Below are 16529 nucleotides of genomic sequence, written 5' to 3'. Positions count from 1 at the left end.
AGAGTGAATGCACACTCAACTAATTGGCCACATCAGTGTTTGAATTGGCAAAGCGAATTTTATTTTTATGCAGCTGACATCTTTATTGTGCGATGTTTTTTTGTGCCGCTTTTGGTACAATTTTGTAAATTCCACTGCCATCTATACCTAAATAGAGATCGCCATTGGGGTGGGTTGCAATGCTACGCACTCTGCCAGCTCCCTCGAACAATTTACTGTGACCTACCACCTTGTCACCATCAAGCTTTACTAATACCAGATGGGCAAACTTCATAGAGCCTACAACTAAATGACCCTGCCACTGTGGGTATGTATCGCTGGTAACAAACGCCATGCCAGAAGGCGCTATAGAAGGGGTCCATGTCCAGAGAGGTTGTTGCATGCCTTTTCGTGTGGTTTCGTCGGTGATTTTTGAACCGTTGTAATTGATACCATAAGTGATGATTGGCCAGCCATAATTTGCGCCTGCTTTGATGATGTTAATTTCATCTCCGCCGCGAGGTCCATGTTCATGAGTCCAAATATCCCCCGTTTTTGGATGCATTGCCATTCCCTGAGGATTGCGGTGCCCGAATGAATAAATGCTTTTTCGAGCATTTTGTTGGTTAGCAAATGGGTTGCTATTAGGAATGCTACCATCTGGCTTGATGCGATGAATTTTGCCCGCATCATTATCTAAACGTTGTGGGTACTCATCTCGATTACCGCGATCTCCGATTGAAAAATACAGATAACCTTGTTTATCAAACTCAATCCGTGAGCCATAGTGATGAGACTTTTGGGTATTTGGAAAGCCATCAAATAACACTTGTTTATCTATTAGTTTCATATTGTTAAGTCGAGCGCGCATTATTGATGTGTTATTGCCACTTTCATCGCCTTCATAACCCGAATAAGAAAAATAAATCCAGCCATTACTTGCAAAATTTTGGTCGAGCTCCACATCTAACAAACCGCCTTGACGTTTTGCGTGTAATTTTGGCAACCCTTCGATGTGCTGCTCAAGTAACTTACCATTTTTAATTAATCGCAACTTGCCCGCTCTGTCGGTAACTAGCAATTCATTATCGTTGAGCCAGACCATGCCCCAAGGAATTTGTATGCCTTTAGTTAACAATTCAAGGCTGTATTTATCAGCGCTCTGGGCAAGTGGGATTGCTTGCTCTAAAGCTGCATTAGCGAAAGAAGAGATACAAAATAAGGCTAACGCTATCTTGTTATTTAGTTTTTTCATCGTGTGCGCTCAATGTAAATAAATAGATAAGTACTGATAGCCTAACGTGTTCTATATAAAAATGTCACGGTTTGCGTTGAGTGAATATGTAAAAAGTACACTTTTTTAACAACTGAAATTGTTTTTACTTTTAAGCGGCTATTGAATACATGAGTAGGAGTGAAGTGCTTGGTGAACCAAAGCTCAAAATGAATTTATTGGCATGCTCAAATATACGGTCAATAAAAATGGCGACTGAAAGTCGCCATTTTGCATGAATGAAATTTTAGTTTTGAAAACAGTACTACTCAGCGGCAGCGCGCCTTTGTTTAAAGTGTTCCTTGAGGGAGCGGATAGGGTAAGTGCACAGGGCACCAACTGCTATAAAGTTACAGGTCCAGGCCCCAACTTGATAGAAAAAGGTAAGGTCATGGTAATCATAATACCCACGAGCGATAAGTTGCATACCTAGCAACACCATATTACTTTTTTTCATAAAGTCTGAACAAATAAATTAGGTGATTTATTACTTAATAAAAATAAGTTCTCAGTTTATATTTTTCAATAATAAATACGGGCTGTATGATAAAATGTTATGCATATTAGGGCTTGGCAAGCCTTGGTGTGGTTTATTTGTATTGATAAACACAATGATTTGACGTGGTAAGAGAGTTTTAAAATTGCGCTAACCAATCACTTATACAGTATTGATTAGCGCATTTATTAACTGAATGCGCGAATATTTATAATTGCGCGAAGGTAAGCGTTAAAGAGTTTTTACCCACATAACCCCAACCTCTTTTTTTACTACTTTTACGCGAGTGCCTTTACTGAGTGGTTGATCGCTTTTGAGTTGCCATTGAATACCAGAGTAGGCATGAAACACCTGATTGTTGTCGTTTAAATCGTCACTTAAGATAAAATCAATATCAGCAAAATCGTTACTTATCTCTTCATCGTTACTTGATTGCTGCAAGCGTTTTAGTGGTTTCCATAAGACTAGTGCTAAAACAAAAGTGAGTATGGCGTTTACCCAAAGCGCTGTCATCCAGTCATTGGCTAATAAACCAGCGTACATCATGGTGCCGCTAAGTACTAATGATAGGCCTAAAAATAGTAAAAAAAATGTCGCAAACCCAAGCACTGCAACTTCAATGATTAAAGCAAAAATACCAACAATAATAAGGGTTTGTGGTAAGTTATTTAAAATCAAATCCATATGATTATCCTTTTTGTTGCTTATTAATGGCGCTAATAATAGACATGCCTTGCGCGACTAAAGCGCTGGTATCAGTGCCTGAGTCGGGCAGTAAAACCACCGATGACTCTTTGGCAATCGCTTCTTTGGCGGCAATGGCTTTAGTTGCCAAATCAAGTTGAATGGCTTTTTGGCCTTGTTCAGTATCTGCAGCTTCACCTACTTTGCGCAGCGCTGCAGCTTGTGCGTCTGCAACGGCAATAATGGCTTGAGCTTCACCCTCGGCACTGAGAATTTGTTCAGCCTTTTCACCTTCCGCAGCAAGTACTTGTGCTTGCTTTTTACCTTCGGCCACATTAATTGCCGATTGTCTGTCACCTTCAGACTCTAAAATTTGTGCACGCTTTACACGCTCTGCTTTCATCTGAGCTTCCATAGCTTCCATAACAGAATTAGGTGGCACAATATCTTTTATCTCGTAGCGTAACACCTGTATACCCCAAGGCTCTGAGGCACTATTAATTGCAGTGACGATATTGGTATTAAGTAAATCGCGCTCTTCAAATGTTTTGTCTAGCTCCATTTTACCCAGTTCACTACGCATGGTGGTTTGCGCTAATTGCGTTACTGCAAAAATATAATCATCTACGCCATATGTCGCTTTATACGGGTCTAATACACGGAAATACAGCACACCATCAACTATTAAAGAAATATTATCTTTAGTAATCGCTGACTGAGAAGGTACATCAACCGCTTGTTCTTTTAGGCTTCTATCGGCGGCAATTCTATCAACAAACGGAACAATGAAGTTTAGTCCAGCCTCTTTTGTTGATTGGTATTTGCCAAATCGTTCAATCAACCACGCACGATTTTGGGGAACAAATTTAATACTACTTTTAAGTACAACAAGTACAAAAATGAGCAATAACACTTCGATGTTAAATAGTATGTCTAATATCTGGCTTACGGGGTCCATGGTGTTCCTCTGTGTATTATTATCCTAACAAAGAGATTAGCATTGTACCGAGTTAGCAGCTAGAGGAATGTAACTTTAACCATCGAAACTTTACTTAAGAAGGTGTATATTTAACACCTGTAGAGATGATTACATTTATCAGCATATGGTTATGTAGTCACATAGATGATGAGGTTCAAACTTCAAGCAATCTATCTTTTGTTGAAGCACGGATAAGCACACAATAATGTGCTCAGCAACGCCTGAACCTCAGTTAGAAATAGTATTCTATTGAAAACTGTAAAAAATCATCTTTGCGCGCAAAGAATGTGATTTCATCCACTGAGTCAGCCTGAAACAACCAGCCTTCCACTCTCCATCGCCAGCTATCATTGATTCTGCTAGATATTTCAAGCCTACCACTGACAGTGTCTTTATCGTCTAAGTCCTGAACTAACCCTACTAACGCGGTTGTACCGTCTAGGTCATTTAGTGTGAGTCTTGCACCGAGGAATAAGTCATTTTGCCCTTGTGCTAAGCTTGGATCTTGACGCGAATCATATTGGTATTCACTAATTAAGTTAATGTCCCAAAAAGAATCAAACACGCCAATTAAAGTATATTCAAAGCCTGCCGTCACAGCGCTGTAGTTGTGTGTTGAGTGGCGATGGTATCCTTCTAATTTAAAAAGCCAATTTTCGTATACGAGTTGTGATTCGATCCCTACTTGCTCCATGTTAGGATGCAAAGGGGCAAGCGCATTATGTGCTGCGGAATATTGCAAAATGGGTGTTCTTTGAATACCGTTAAAGTAATGTAAGCTATAGTCAATGCCCGCTAGGCGGCTACTGTATTTCAATGCAAAGTCTTGGCGGTTTTTTCCTTTGCTGGATTCAAATTGCACTAAGGAAGGGTCCACAACGAGAATAGGCCTTAACCTACCTTTTTTTGATGCATATTTGGGCTTTTGAAAGTGAGGTAGTAGGAAGACTTGCAGTGAACTGTCTTCGCTATAATAAGTGTATTGCAGCATGGGTTGCCCCATTTTTTGTTCAAAGTCTACACTTGCTAATGTATCGGTTTGATTAATAATATCTATGATGTGCTGAGATTCTGTGACGCCCCAAAACACTTGATTAATACCAACTTTAAATTCGTGGGCATTTGATGTGTATGCAAGGTTTAACTCTTTAAAATAGAAGCCTGACTTTTCGTCGTCCATAGAGTTAATCCGAGCATTAGGCTTTATATTAACTTCTATATCATTATGGTTGTAGTATAACTCTGGCGCAAAGGATAACGTTGCTTCATATTGCTCTGATTGCTGCTCTTTAGCGCTGACATAGTGACGCTGTTCTAAATTTAAATTACCCTGTATTTCAAAGGTCCATACAGGGCTGGCTATAAGTATTAAGGCCAATAAAGGATAGCTTGAGTTAACTATGCACTTCATTAGCGAACCTTATTTAACCTTCTACTAGCAAAGTCTTGAATACTTAAATCAAGGTTAAATTCAAAATTCTCAGTGATAAGTGTTGTCGACTTCCCAGTTTGATGATTATTCATCTGCATGGTATGTGCTCTCCAGAATTTATCCAGATGCAATTTATATTCACTTAAAATCAATGTTTTTAAAGGACTTCCTTTTCTATCATAAAACTCGATCTTGAGCGGTATATAACGTGACGCATCTATCCATGCTACTCTTTTTTGATACCCTGAAAACTTGTCGACTGGCACTTGTTCAACTTTAAACACCTCAATGCCATCAATTTTATCACTTTCTAAATAGGTAAACTGGTATTTACCAACTTCAAAAGAGGATAGATCCTCAAATGAAAACTCACTACCAACAAAAGGGCCTGACTTATTTCGTGATGCTATTGCTTTGGTGCGTTTAAGTGCCGGTAGATAGAGCCACTGTTCATCTGCATCATTGATATGAGAATGATTTAAAAACACAGTACCTTTTACATCATTGGGACGATCAAATATAATCAGTGACTTGTCACCATCATTGTCTACTTCTAAAGTCTTAAGGCGCATTTCGCGGACACTTTTATCCCCACTAGGGTTTTCTAAAATCATTTTGAATTTAGAGTAAACGCTATTCCATCCTGAATTTCTTGCCTTTTGTTCGATTGAAATTTGTAGTCCTTTCTCATTTTGAGAGGCACTAGGAAGGCTGACTAAAGCCAAACTACATATTAAGATACTTTTAAGCATGTTATTCCTTACTAATTTTCCCATTTGGTTCTGCTATTGTATTGCTAACCGCTAAATTTCCGCTTTTAGATGATTTGCTGAGTAACAATATCAAAGAAGGGAGAAACAAGAAGTCTATCAATAATGCGATGCTAATCGTGATAGCTGTCATGAGTCCCATCTCTGAGTTTACTTGCAGACTTGATGTAGCCATCACTAAAAAACCTGCAATCAGTATTAGAGTTGTTGTTGTCAAGGCCGTGCCCACCACATTAAACGCATAACGAATGGCGTCTTGTGCATTGTACCGGAGTTCCTTTCTCGCATGTTGGTAACGAGTCAAAAAATGAACTGTATCATCTACAATAATTCCTAATGTAACGCCCAATACTACAGACAGCCCCAAGCCTACCTCACCTGAATATAATGCCCAGACCCCAAAAGCAACGGCGGCCGGAGTGAGGTTAGGAATGAGACTTAAAAGGCCAATTTTAACTGAGCGAAGAGCTAGAATGAGTAGCATCGAAATTAATACCAGTGCTGTAGTAGAGCCCTCCAGCATGCTCATGATATTTGTTGCTCCAATATGCGAAAACATTAAAGAAGGACTTGCAATTAACAGTTGATAAGGGCTGTTTAGTGATTCAAAGCGCGTTTTTATCAGGTTTTCTAGCTCTAGGGTTTCATTGGAGGTGAGGTCTTGAAACGTCACTGTTACTCTGGTCGCAGATTTGTCAACGTTTAACAGATTATTGGTATCGAGTCCAATTGGTAAGGACATTTCCAGTAACAGAATATATTGCGCAACTTGCTCTTTAGACTCAGGTAACCGATAAAAGCTAGGATCATCGCCATGCATGTTCATGTTCAGTCTTTTTACGGTATGAGTAATGCTGTTAATGTGATCAGTGTACTCTAGACTACTGAGCCAAATTTGGAATTGGTCAATAAAGGCTAAGAACTTAGGATCATTAATGCCTTCCGCTTTACCAGAATTAAACGACAGCTCTAGAGTCGTCATACCTGCAATGTTGGCTTCCATAAAGTTCGCAGCAGCTCTAAATGGAACGGACTTATCAAAGTATTCTACAAAATCATCATCCAGCTGGTTTTTAGGAAGCTGGATGATGGCTGAAAGCATGATAATCGAGGTGATGAAAAAGATACGTTTATAGTAGCGGATCACAAAGCTTGCAAAGAGATCCATTAATTCGTAATTACGGTTTTTCTTCGACACTTCTAAGGGGAAAAGGGTCATCAAGGCTGGCAGCAACGTAATAGTGAACCAAAATGCCAACATCACTCCAATTGCAACTAAATTTCCTAAATCAACAAATGGGGGGGAGTCCGAAAAGTTCATTGTCAAAAAGCCAATTGCAGTTGTTACACTGGTTAGAAAAATTGGTCTGATGTTTGACTTTATGCTGTGTTCAATAGCAGCTGATTTAGCGTTGCCTTGGCGTATCTGTTTAATGTAAGAGGTAATTACATGGACGCAATCTGACACGGCCAATGTCAGGATTGCAATCGGCGCAGTGGTCGTTGGGCTACTGAGTTCGCCACCTAGCCAGCCCCAGATACCTATGGTCGTCACAACACTGACAATAATGATAAACAACGAGATTACACTGGCAGAGACCGAGCGTGTAAGCATAGACAGCAGTACTAATACCAATAATAACATTGCGGGTATCCGCGTCGCTGTATCTGCAATGGCGATGTCCTGAAAACTGTTATTCATGGTAACGATACCCGACAGCATAAAGTCAATATTTGGATAACGACTGGCGAATTCATTGACTACCAACTCAGTTGCGTTTGCAATTTTTGGCACTGCTTCGGTCATGTCTGCTTCAGGAATAGTAAAAGTGATATTCACAACGGTAGATGAACCATCCTCTGCCAGTATACTTTTAACCAGTTGCGGCTCTTTGAGTGCAACTTGAGAAATTTGTTTTATACGCGCTTCGGTTAATGAAATATCCAAAGGAACGAGGTCTTCTATAATTATCGTATCCTGCTCTGCGTAGCTATGTTGAAAATTGGTAATAGAGTCAACTCGAGTGCTGTGTTCAAATTGCCATGATTGCTCTGTAAGTTCCCCAATAGCTTGTAACACGTCTTTGGAAAAAACCGTACCAGAATTAGGGGCTATCACAATGGCGACGTTGTCACTCTTTGTGTACGTCTTTTGTAAATTCAAAAAGTCATTTAAATAGCTATTATCATCACGGAAAAAGACTTTGTAGTCATTCTTAAAAGGGATGCTCCATGTAAACCCCTGAAAAGCCCCCATGGTTGATGTTAGGATCAGCACGACTGTAAATAAAATTGTTGTCCAAGGGCGTGTGATTGAGTTCATTACGAGTTTATGCATTGCTTTACATTCCTGTGAATATGCCCAAGTGCATCAAATAAAGAGAAATCGTCGCTACGCTGGCACCAATAAAAGCGCCGACGATAACGTCAGATGGGTAATGCAGACCCAATACAACCCTAGATATACTCACTAGCACTGTAAAAGGAATAACCAAGAGACCCCACCATAAGTTACTGGACATAAGAATGATGCTGAAACAAATAGAGTGCATGGTATGACCAGAAGGAAAACTGTACAAGTCAATGGCCGATTCAGTAATCTTGAGGTCGGGAATTGTAATGAAAGGGCGTTCTCGCTGAAATTGTTTCTTGATCCAGAGGTATAGCACTAATGTTATTAACCCCGTTAACAACATCAGCGCTGACGTTAACAGTCCGTCAACCCCTGATATTATAGGTTGCAATATTATCAGGGTGTACCAAAAACGACCGTTCCCCAGTATGCTTATTGTTCCAAGGAACTTACTGAGTGATGGTATATGGTTAAATTCATTGATAAATTCACAATAATTGTAATCGAGTTGCTTAATCCTTTCGTATCGACGAAATTGTCCATTTGACTGTTTTTTTTGTTCAGGCTTGTTTAATAAATCCATCTCATATGTGCTCCACAAAATCCTTGCTCAGCAAGCATAAGCTTAAAATTCATAATAAAAATGCAGTAAGTGGTACACAGGTTAACCAAAAGGTGTTTTGATGTAAAACTAAATTATTGTTTTGTTTCTTTTTTGGTTCTGGCCTGCGTGTTGTCTATGATCTTGGTTTCTTGTTTGTATTTTTGGTAATAATTATGTTGATTTTGTTTATAATATATATAAGGATATACGCGTTATTAAAAAATTCATTTCGTCGAAGGAAGGACTGTTTATGCGATCTTATAACTCTTATATCAATGGGGAGGAGGTTTCTTCTGGTTCATGGGTATACACAATTAAAGCCTCTGCCGTCTTAACTGACACACTTCAGAGTTTGAAATTAAAACGCAACCTGGAAAAAGGTAAGCGTGATGATGGGGAGTCTCATCCTGATGTTGTAGCCAGGTGTGACATTACATCTGATGAGCAACTAGATCTTGCACTTGAGTCGGCAAAAAATGCTTTTAGTCAGTGGTCTACATTCCCTATAGAAAAAAGGCTGGAAGTTGGTACCAGATTCCATCAAGAAGTATTAGATCGTAAACAGGAGTTTATCGACGTTTTAATTGAAGAAGGGCACCCACGAAAACTTGCCGAATGGGAAGTGTCTGGCATTTTACAAAGCACGGATAGCGATGCTGTTAACTTGTGGCGTAAGCAACTTCTCGAAGAATGCCAGATAGGGTCTCGTGATCTTAAATTGATCCGCAGAGCCGATGGCGTTGTTACCCTTAGTCCACCTCAAAATGCTGCAGCGTCAAACTCTGTGGGAGGACTTGCCTGTTTGATCGCTGGAAATGCGCTGGTAGTGAAAGCGCCAAGAAGTTGCTCATATGGTGTCATGTATGTCTGTCGAGAGATTATAGCGCCTATTTTAGAAGAGGTTGGCGCACCTCGTGGCACTTTGAACTTAGTTTGTGGTACATCCAGCAAAATTATGTCGCGTTGGATGGATAGTCCTCTGGTGAATGATATTTTCTTCTTTGGTAGCAGTGAGCGTGGTATAAAAATTGGCACGGAAGCAGTGCAAAAAGGGAAAAAACCAGTGCTTGAACTTGCTGGCAATGATGTCTGTGTGGTCTGGCATGACGCTGATCTAGACTGTGCTGCAGAGGCGTTGACAGAATGCTTCTTCGGTTCTGGTCAAATATGTATGGTGCCGAAGTGTGCTCTGATCCACCCAGCTATTGTAGAGCGCTTAGTTGATAAGTTACATACGCTGGTAAGCTTTATACAGCCTGGCCTACCAGAAGAAAAAGATGTTTTGTTGTCTCCGGTACTCAGGACAGAAGAATTTTTTAGGTTTTTGGATGATGCCGTGAAGGCTGGTGCAGAGGTGATAACTGGTGGTGTCAGAGTTGAGCTTGATGGCACTGAATCTCCAACTGGACCTTTCCTTGCTCCCACGTTAGTTAAAATTCAAGGTTTAAAAGACGCACGTGATATTGAGTGCGTAAGAAAAGAAACCTTTTTTCCTTTGCTGCCTCTTATTGTTTTAGAGTCAGAACCTGATGATGTCAGCCTAAGTCGGGTTATTGAATTTATAAACAGTAATGAATATGGATTACGCAACTCTTTTTGGACTAGTAACGAGAAAACGATTGAGGAAGTCGTACAGCGAGTAAATAACGGTGGTTTGCTGAAAATCAACGACTCTCATATTGGATTTGTTCCATACTTAGGAACTCATGGCGGTACAGGCCTTACAGGTGGACCGTTTGGCGAGCTTAATTACCCAATGTTAAGAACGACACATTTACAGGGCGTTAGTATTGGTCATGGCATACGTCCACGCCAGTCTGTATTTGAGTATGTTGCTTCTAAAAAGGATGTTTAATGAAATTGTTAGCACAAGAGAGAGACTTGCTTGAACGTTATCTACCAGGTTTATACGAACGCTTAGATGAAACGCCATTAGAAGTACTTGAAGGTGAACAAAATCCGAGTATTAACTGGTACAAAGAAACTGGCGGTGCTGGGCTGTTAATCTCTCCAGATTTTGGTGGCGCCGGTGTGAGCGCTGAAAATATGATTAAGCTCACAAGAGCTGTTGCATCTAAAGCGCCATCGTTAGCGCTGTGTACCACGATGCATCAATTCTCGCTCGCAAGTTTAATAGAGCTGTCACAAAACAGTGATGGCCCACAGTGGATGTTACTCGATGGTATTGCCAGAGATAAACTACTCATGTGTTCAGCTTTTGCAGAAGGTCGTGCTGGACAGAGCATTTTAGAACCAACCATGCGGGCTGTTTGGGATGGTAAAAATTGGTTAGTTAGTGGACGTAAGCAGCCGTGCAGCTTGGCGCGATCTATGGATCTTATCACTGCTAGTGTCAAACTAGAAAAAGAAGGTCAGCCAAGTGTGACAGGGGTTGCACTTATTCCTGCAAAATCAGCCGGTATATCAGTAGAGCCATTTTGGCAAAACAAAATTTTGGCGGGCACGGAGTCAAATGCATTGGTATTAGACAATGTTGAAGTCCACCCTGATCTGGTTTTTGAATTGGGTTTGGAGTTTAAAGGCAAACTTGATGACCTGCAAACCTATGGTTTTATTTGGTTTGAGCTGCTGCTTACAACTAGCTATTTGGGTGTTGCTATGTCTTTGGTTGAGCGAGTTTTTGAAAATAATAGAGGCGATGAAAGTGCGCGTGTAGCACTGGCTACCGAGCTTAAAAGTATGGCTATGCTATTGGATTCAGTAGCGAAAGAACTTGATGAGGGACTAGATCGTAATGAATGTTTAGCGCATGCATTGATTGCTCGTTATCAGGTAACCAGTGCGATTCAACGAAACATTGTTAAGTCGGTTGAGCTACTTGGTGGTATTGCTTTTATAAAATCTCCTGAAATTTCATATCTTTGCTCAGCAGCTCAGGCTATTAGCTTTCACCCACCTTCTAGAGCGAGTGCTATTTCAGGCTTACACAGCTGGTTTTTAGGCAACGTACTTACAATGGAATGATCATCAATGGATAACAGAACTGATACTTTACCAACCTCAGGTGATGACTTTGAACATATTTTGCAACTGTGCAAACAGCATTTATCTAAGGGTAGAGCAAAAATATCTGATGTATTTGGCACTGATCTTGAAGTTAGTTCTCAAGGTGTATGGGTTAATACTTCCAATGGTACAAAATACCTCAATGCAGGCGGGTACGGTGTTTTTATCCACGGTGCACGCCACCCGCATGTAGAGCAAGCGGTAATTAAGCAAATTCAAACTAACCCTATCTCATCACGGATTTTGTTAGAACCAACTGCAGCGATTGCTGCACAAGCACTAATTAATGTTGCGCCAAAGGGCTTGCAGCATGTGCACTTTGCAGGGTCTGGTGCTGAAGCCACAGAAGCGGCAATTAAATTATGCCGAACGTTGGGTCGAACACGTCTAATCACAACTAAAAATGGTTATCACGGCAAGACCATGGGGGCTTTGAGTGTGACGGCGAATGAGGTGTATCAAAACCCGTTTCGCCCGTTACTGGATGAAGTTAGTTGTGTTGGTTTTGGCGATCTTGAAGCGTTGGAAGAAGCGTTGAAAAGTGGATCTAAAGCTGCAGTGATTATGGAGCCGATACAGGGTGAAGGTGGTGTTCGTATTCCTCCCAAAGGCTATTTAACAGCGGTAAAGGGCTTATGTGAACAGTACGATGCGCTGCTCATTTTAGATGAAATTCAAACTGGTATGGGGCGCTTGGGTAAATGGTGGGGAGCCGACTTTGAACAGGTTACACCAGATATCATGCTGTGCGGAAAAGGGTTGTCTGGTGGCATAGTACCAGTTTCAGCGATGGTTGCGACGGCTGAAGTATTCAAAGCATTCAATCGAGACCCATTTATTCATACCTCAACATTCTCTGGTGCGCCAATTGCAATGGCAGCGGTCAAAGCAGCTATTGAAGCGATAGAAAATGATGAGTTGATTTACAAAGCTGAGGTACTAGGTCAGCAAATTCAAGAAGGTTTGGAAAATATTGTCGCACAGTATTGCCCACACTTAGTTAAGGAAATTCGTGGTGTTGCTTTGCTCATAGGAGTTGAGCTTTATTCTCCTGGTCTTGCTGGAGCGTTAATCGCGGAGTTGATAGAAAGACATTTAATTGTTAACTATTCGCTCAATGCTGGGGCTGTTTTACGTTTTACTCCCTCTGCGGTAATGAGTCAAAGTGATGTAGTGTTTTTATTGGAAGCTTTCGAAAACGCTTGTATTGCATTAGCAGAGAAATACCCAAGTTTAAATTCAGTTGGAGTTATTTAGTTATGAGACGTGTTGAAATCCATGCGGTTATACCGAGTACCAGTGCAAACCATGTGTTTGATACCTTATCAGATTTTCGCCATTACGCAGCGCTTGTTGATACAGTCGTTAGCGTAGAAATGCATAGAGAAACAGGGAAAGAAGCAGAAAGCAGTTGGGTTGTAAAATTTCGTAATGGGTTACTTAAATGGACCGAGCGAGACTGGTTTAAACGCGAAGAGTTGAAACTGGAATTTGAACAGATAGACGGAGACTTTGAAGAGTTTACTGGGGCTTGGCATATTGAGCAACAAGACAGTGATGTGAAAGTTGCATTGATTGTTGATTTTGATTTCGGGGTTCCTTCGCTAGAAAGCATTGTAAACCCCGTTGCAGCCAGAGTACTAACTGATGTAACGCAACAAATATTGATTGGGTTGTTCAGTAAAGACGTTCAATTTAATGAAGCGCCTTTAGGGGCAGAAGTAGAATTAAGCGCCTAAGCCTGCATGTTGTAGCAACTGAGTTGTCAAGGAATAGGTTGAACATTTTTGAATCGAAGGAGAATGACATGGGTCACCCAAAAAAAGCAGCCGATATCTGGGAATATCCAAGAACCAAAGAGCAAAGAGATAGTTTATACGCTAAGCATGCATCTGATGAAGCTGTTCCAATGGGTAATTTATTATCAGATATATCCCCAAAAGCTATTTTTAAAGCAATTCAAATTATGCTGTCAAAAGGCACTATTAAACAAAAGCTTTTGCCTATAGCTTTGGATTGTAGTGCTTTTCAAAAAGAAGATTTTGAATACAGTAAAGCTCAGATTGAAGAAGTTGTTGATAATCTAAAAAAGGTTCCTTTTAGAGAAAAAGGAATGAAGTGGATCATTGATTTCAATCGCGAGCTGCGAGTGCAATTTTATGGCGAACGCATAGTCAATATCCCATACGAGAAAATGGTTGAACGTGTTGATATCAGCCGAGTAGGTGATTGCTTTAGGGATGTATTAGGAATTAACACTGAAGTTTTCAAACGTGATGAACAAGGTCGCCCTACATTACAGATTGAAAGAATTGCGGCGTTGGCACAACCAAACTATTCAGCGTTCTTGGGCAAAGATGAACTAGATGTATATAAACTAGAGTTGCAAGAATATCATGATAAGAAAGTGATCAATTGGATGAAAACAGTGTGTAGTCCGAATGCATCAACAGTGATTGACGACAGCTATTTTGCACTATCTCCTAGCGATGATGGCAAGGGTACGAAGCTGGAATTTGCAGCTTTACAGGAGTTCCCATTGCCAAGAATTATGGTGTTGTTTGGTTTGAGTAAATGGAAATGGTACAGGGAATGGCTAACCAGAGGGGCATACCGCCGTTTTTGGAATGATACATCGGGTAATGTGCTTAAGATGTATGCAGGTGAGAGTGTCGCAACTGGTAAACCAAGAACTGTGGACAAAACAAGCAGAGATAATTGTAGCGAGGCACGGTAGTAATATGGAGTTTCCGTATGCTTTTTACATTGCTTTAGATGGCAATGGGCTTAATGGACTAGAAGGACGCGCAGGGATGTGCGCTTTTAACTATGACCCTGAGCTAAAGAAATATGACTATCGCATCAAATACTATGATGGCATGGCTGGAGGCCACGCTGTTAGTGTTAGTCCAAATGGCAAAGTTGGTTTTCTAGGAAGCACTGGTCAGCATTTGATGTTTTTTGATACCCACACACTGGAGGAAATAGGAAGAGTTTCAACATTGTGGTACGAAAGCACGAACTCATCTATCAAGGGTAGCACTCATGCGGTGTGGGTCAGTGATGAGGAAGTAATCGTTGCCATTGGTGAAAGCCTATGGAGCATTAACATTAATGACCTCAGCAATGCAAACGTAATTGCTAAGCATGGCCTAAAAGTACCTCATGCGATGAAAAGAACGGCCTCAGGCAAGTATTTGGTATACGGTGGAATGGATCACCCAGAAGAGGGCGAAGCCAAAGAAGTCGGCATTTTAGATATGCATACTAAAGAGGTTAGGAAGGTTGAACTACCAGCCACTTGCTGGCACGTTGCTTGCCACCCAACCGAAGATAAGTTCTATGCGCTCTCATTTCGGGTTTTACCGCAAGGAGGCGACTGGCACGAATGGGCTATTTCCTTATTTAAAGAATATGTATTTGAAATTGATGCGGTATCTGGAAAAGTGCTAAGACACTGGAGTGCTGGTCAGGATCTGCATGCACATATCAATTCAGATGTATGTTTGTCTGAACAAGAACTCATTTATTGTAATGGCGCAAGTGGCACCATTGTAATGATTGATAGGAATGACTTTAGTTCTTTTAGGATGATTGATGAGCGACCTAACTTTTTAACCCGCCTTGGCGCGACCAGACAACGTATGAGAACGTTTGTAGATAGCATCACCAGAGGCTCTATTTTTACAAATGGCCATTTCCATTTACGTGCTTTAAGGGCCTCGAGGTGGACCATGTTGGATTCAGTGTATGCGTGCCAACTTTCTTCAGATCAAAAGTATCTGTTTACTGCTAATAGAGGCCTTAATACGATCACTGTATACAATTATCCAGATAGCACCGTAAACCTAACGGTAAAAATGCCTTCTTTGCAAGAGTACGATGAAACGTTGAAGTGGTGGGGGGATCCTCGTTTGGGTTTCCATCATAGTACGTTAAGGACCACATCGTTGCCAAAGCAGCAGAGCGCAAATGAAAACAATTCACTCCCCGTATAGGTAGGCGTAATAGAGGTAAATATGTTGACTCAAGTGTTAGCTAATATATCTAAGGCTCCACAAGTCTTCTTTGCGAAAAATACAATCAGGCGTAAAAAATATTCGTTTGATGTTGATTTGGCGAAATATTCAATAAGTGATTATGACCAGATCATAGAGGTTTTACGCCAAGTTGAGGCTGAAGTATTAAGTGCTCCAAAAAGCAACGATAGTATGCATTGGGTGCACTTTAAGGATACCGTATATTTTTATGGTGAACGGGTTTTTGAGCTTCCGTTTGATGATTTTGTTCAAAAGGTAGATATTGCACATGCTGGTGATTTTTATAGAGATTCTGTTGGTTTGGTTACTCGTGTAGTCCAGCAAGACCAATATGGTCGTCCAACATATCAAGGGGCTCGTATCATTGCTTTGCCGCAACCTAACTACGCTGCGTTTATGGGTAAAGGTGAGCTGGATGTGTATAAGCTTGAAAAAGTAGAGTACAGCCAGAATGAGCATCGAGTATGGATGAAAACCGTTCACAGTCCAAATGGTTCAGCAGCGTGTGATGACGGTTATCTGATGTTTCAGCGTACAGCCAACAATCAAGTTAAAGTTGTCTTCCTTGCATGCCAAAGTTTTCCCGCTCCACCTCTAATGGCTGTGCTTTTTTTAGATCGGTGGACGTGGTTTAAAGATACATTGACTGAGGCAGCATACAGGAGTTTTTGTAATCGTATGATGAAAAATATTGAAGCTTGCTATAAGGGCGAAAAGTTTAAAGTTGGCCGAGCATCAATTGCATAACCTTTTGAGTTAAATATAAAAATATAAAAATATAATAAATGGTAATGTATTACTGAGCATGGAGGCTTGTTTGTACTTTTGGTATCTACTCCCAGTAAATGCCTAAGAATGTATACACCAAGTCAATTTGAGCGGGTTTTGACCA

The 16529-nt window shown here is 40.7% G+C and carries 14 protein-coding genes; 7 read left to right on the top strand and 7 right to left on the bottom strand.

Annotated features, from left to right (window positions below):
* Positions 1-82: 82 nt before the first annotated feature.
* From OCI93_RS04895 to OCI93_RS04865, 7 genes are all read right to left on the bottom strand, one after another.
* On the bottom strand, positions 83-1234 hold the full coding sequence (locus OCI93_RS04895; RefSeq protein ID WP_261625888.1) for a PQQ-dependent sugar dehydrogenase: 1152 nt from the start codon (positions 1232-1234) through the stop codon (positions 83-85).
* Positions 1235-1979: 745 nt separating this feature from the next.
* Positions 1980-2432: an NfeD family protein gene (locus OCI93_RS04890; protein ID WP_261625887.1), complete on the bottom strand. Its 453-nt coding sequence runs from the start codon at positions 2430-2432 to the stop codon at positions 1980-1982.
* Positions 2433-2436: 4 nt separating this feature from the next.
* Positions 2437-3390, bottom strand: coding sequence for an SPFH domain-containing protein (locus OCI93_RS04885; RefSeq protein ID WP_261591347.1), 954 nt, complete (start codon positions 3388-3390; stop codon positions 2437-2439).
* 253 nt (positions 3391-3643) lie between these two features.
* On the bottom strand, positions 3644-4822 hold the full coding sequence (locus OCI93_RS04880) for a hypothetical protein (protein ID WP_261625886.1): 1179 nt from the start codon (positions 4820-4822) through the stop codon (positions 3644-3646).
* Positions 4822-5619 carry an outer membrane lipoprotein-sorting protein gene (locus OCI93_RS04875; protein ID WP_261591349.1) on the bottom strand — a complete coding sequence of 266 codons (798 nt, stop codon included), beginning with the start codon at positions 5617-5619 and terminating at the stop codon, positions 4822-4824. The genes OCI93_RS04880 and OCI93_RS04875 overlap by 1 nt, the downstream gene beginning before the upstream one ends.
* Positions 5597-7951 (bottom strand): efflux RND transporter permease subunit, encoded by a 2355-nt coding sequence (locus tag OCI93_RS04870; RefSeq protein WP_261591350.1) that lies wholly within the window; start codon positions 7949-7951, stop codon positions 5597-5599. The genes OCI93_RS04875 and OCI93_RS04870 overlap by 23 nt, the downstream gene beginning before the upstream one ends.
* A gap of 4 nt (positions 7952-7955) precedes the next feature.
* The gene (locus tag OCI93_RS04865; RefSeq protein WP_261591351.1) at positions 7956-8549 is read right to left on the bottom strand and encodes a phosphatase PAP2 family protein; all 594 of its coding nucleotides are present in this window, start codon (positions 8547-8549) and stop codon (positions 7956-7958) included.
* A gap of 271 nt (positions 8550-8820) precedes the next feature.
* Between OCI93_RS04865 and OCI93_RS04860 the strand changes: the two genes are divergently transcribed.
* The 7 genes from OCI93_RS04860 to OCI93_RS04830 all read left to right on the top strand — a co-directional run bounded on the left by OCI93_RS04860 (position 8821) and on the right by OCI93_RS04830 (position 16384).
* Positions 8821-10425, top strand: a complete 1605-nt coding sequence (locus OCI93_RS04860) for an aldehyde dehydrogenase family protein (RefSeq protein WP_261591352.1) — start codon at positions 8821-8823, stop codon at positions 10423-10425.
* Complete coding sequence (locus OCI93_RS04855) at positions 10425-11555, top strand: acyl-CoA dehydrogenase family protein (protein ID WP_261591353.1); 1131 nt, start codon at positions 10425-10427, stop codon at positions 11553-11555. The genes OCI93_RS04860 and OCI93_RS04855 overlap by 1 nt, the downstream gene beginning before the upstream one ends.
* A 6-nt stretch (positions 11556-11561) precedes the next feature.
* Positions 11562-12854, top strand: coding sequence for an aspartate aminotransferase family protein (locus OCI93_RS04850; protein ID WP_261625885.1), 1293 nt, complete (start codon positions 11562-11564; stop codon positions 12852-12854).
* A gap of 2 nt (positions 12855-12856) precedes the next feature.
* Entirely contained in the window at positions 12857-13336 is a 480-nt protein-coding gene (locus OCI93_RS04845; protein WP_261625884.1) for a type II toxin-antitoxin system RatA family toxin, read from the top strand.
* 68 nt (positions 13337-13404) lie between these two features.
* Positions 13405-14334 carry a hypothetical protein gene (locus OCI93_RS04840; RefSeq protein ID WP_261625883.1) on the top strand — a complete coding sequence of 310 codons (930 nt, stop codon included), beginning with the start codon at positions 13405-13407 and terminating at the stop codon, positions 14332-14334.
* Positions 14267-15595, top strand: coding sequence for a hypothetical protein (locus OCI93_RS04835; RefSeq protein WP_261591357.1), 1329 nt, complete (start codon positions 14267-14269; stop codon positions 15593-15595). The genes OCI93_RS04840 and OCI93_RS04835 overlap by 68 nt, the downstream gene beginning before the upstream one ends.
* A 21-nt stretch (positions 15596-15616) precedes the next feature.
* Positions 15617-16384 carry a hypothetical protein gene (locus OCI93_RS04830; protein ID WP_261591358.1) on the top strand — a complete coding sequence of 256 codons (768 nt, stop codon included), beginning with the start codon at positions 15617-15619 and terminating at the stop codon, positions 16382-16384.
* Positions 16385-16529: the final 145 nt, after the last annotated feature.

Origin of the sequence: Pseudoalteromonas holothuriae, assembly GCF_945859825.1 — a bacterium.
GTDB lineage: Bacteria > Pseudomonadota > Gammaproteobacteria > Enterobacterales > Alteromonadaceae > Pseudoalteromonas > Pseudoalteromonas holothuriae.
This window is presented reverse-complemented; position numbering and strand designations above follow the sequence as displayed.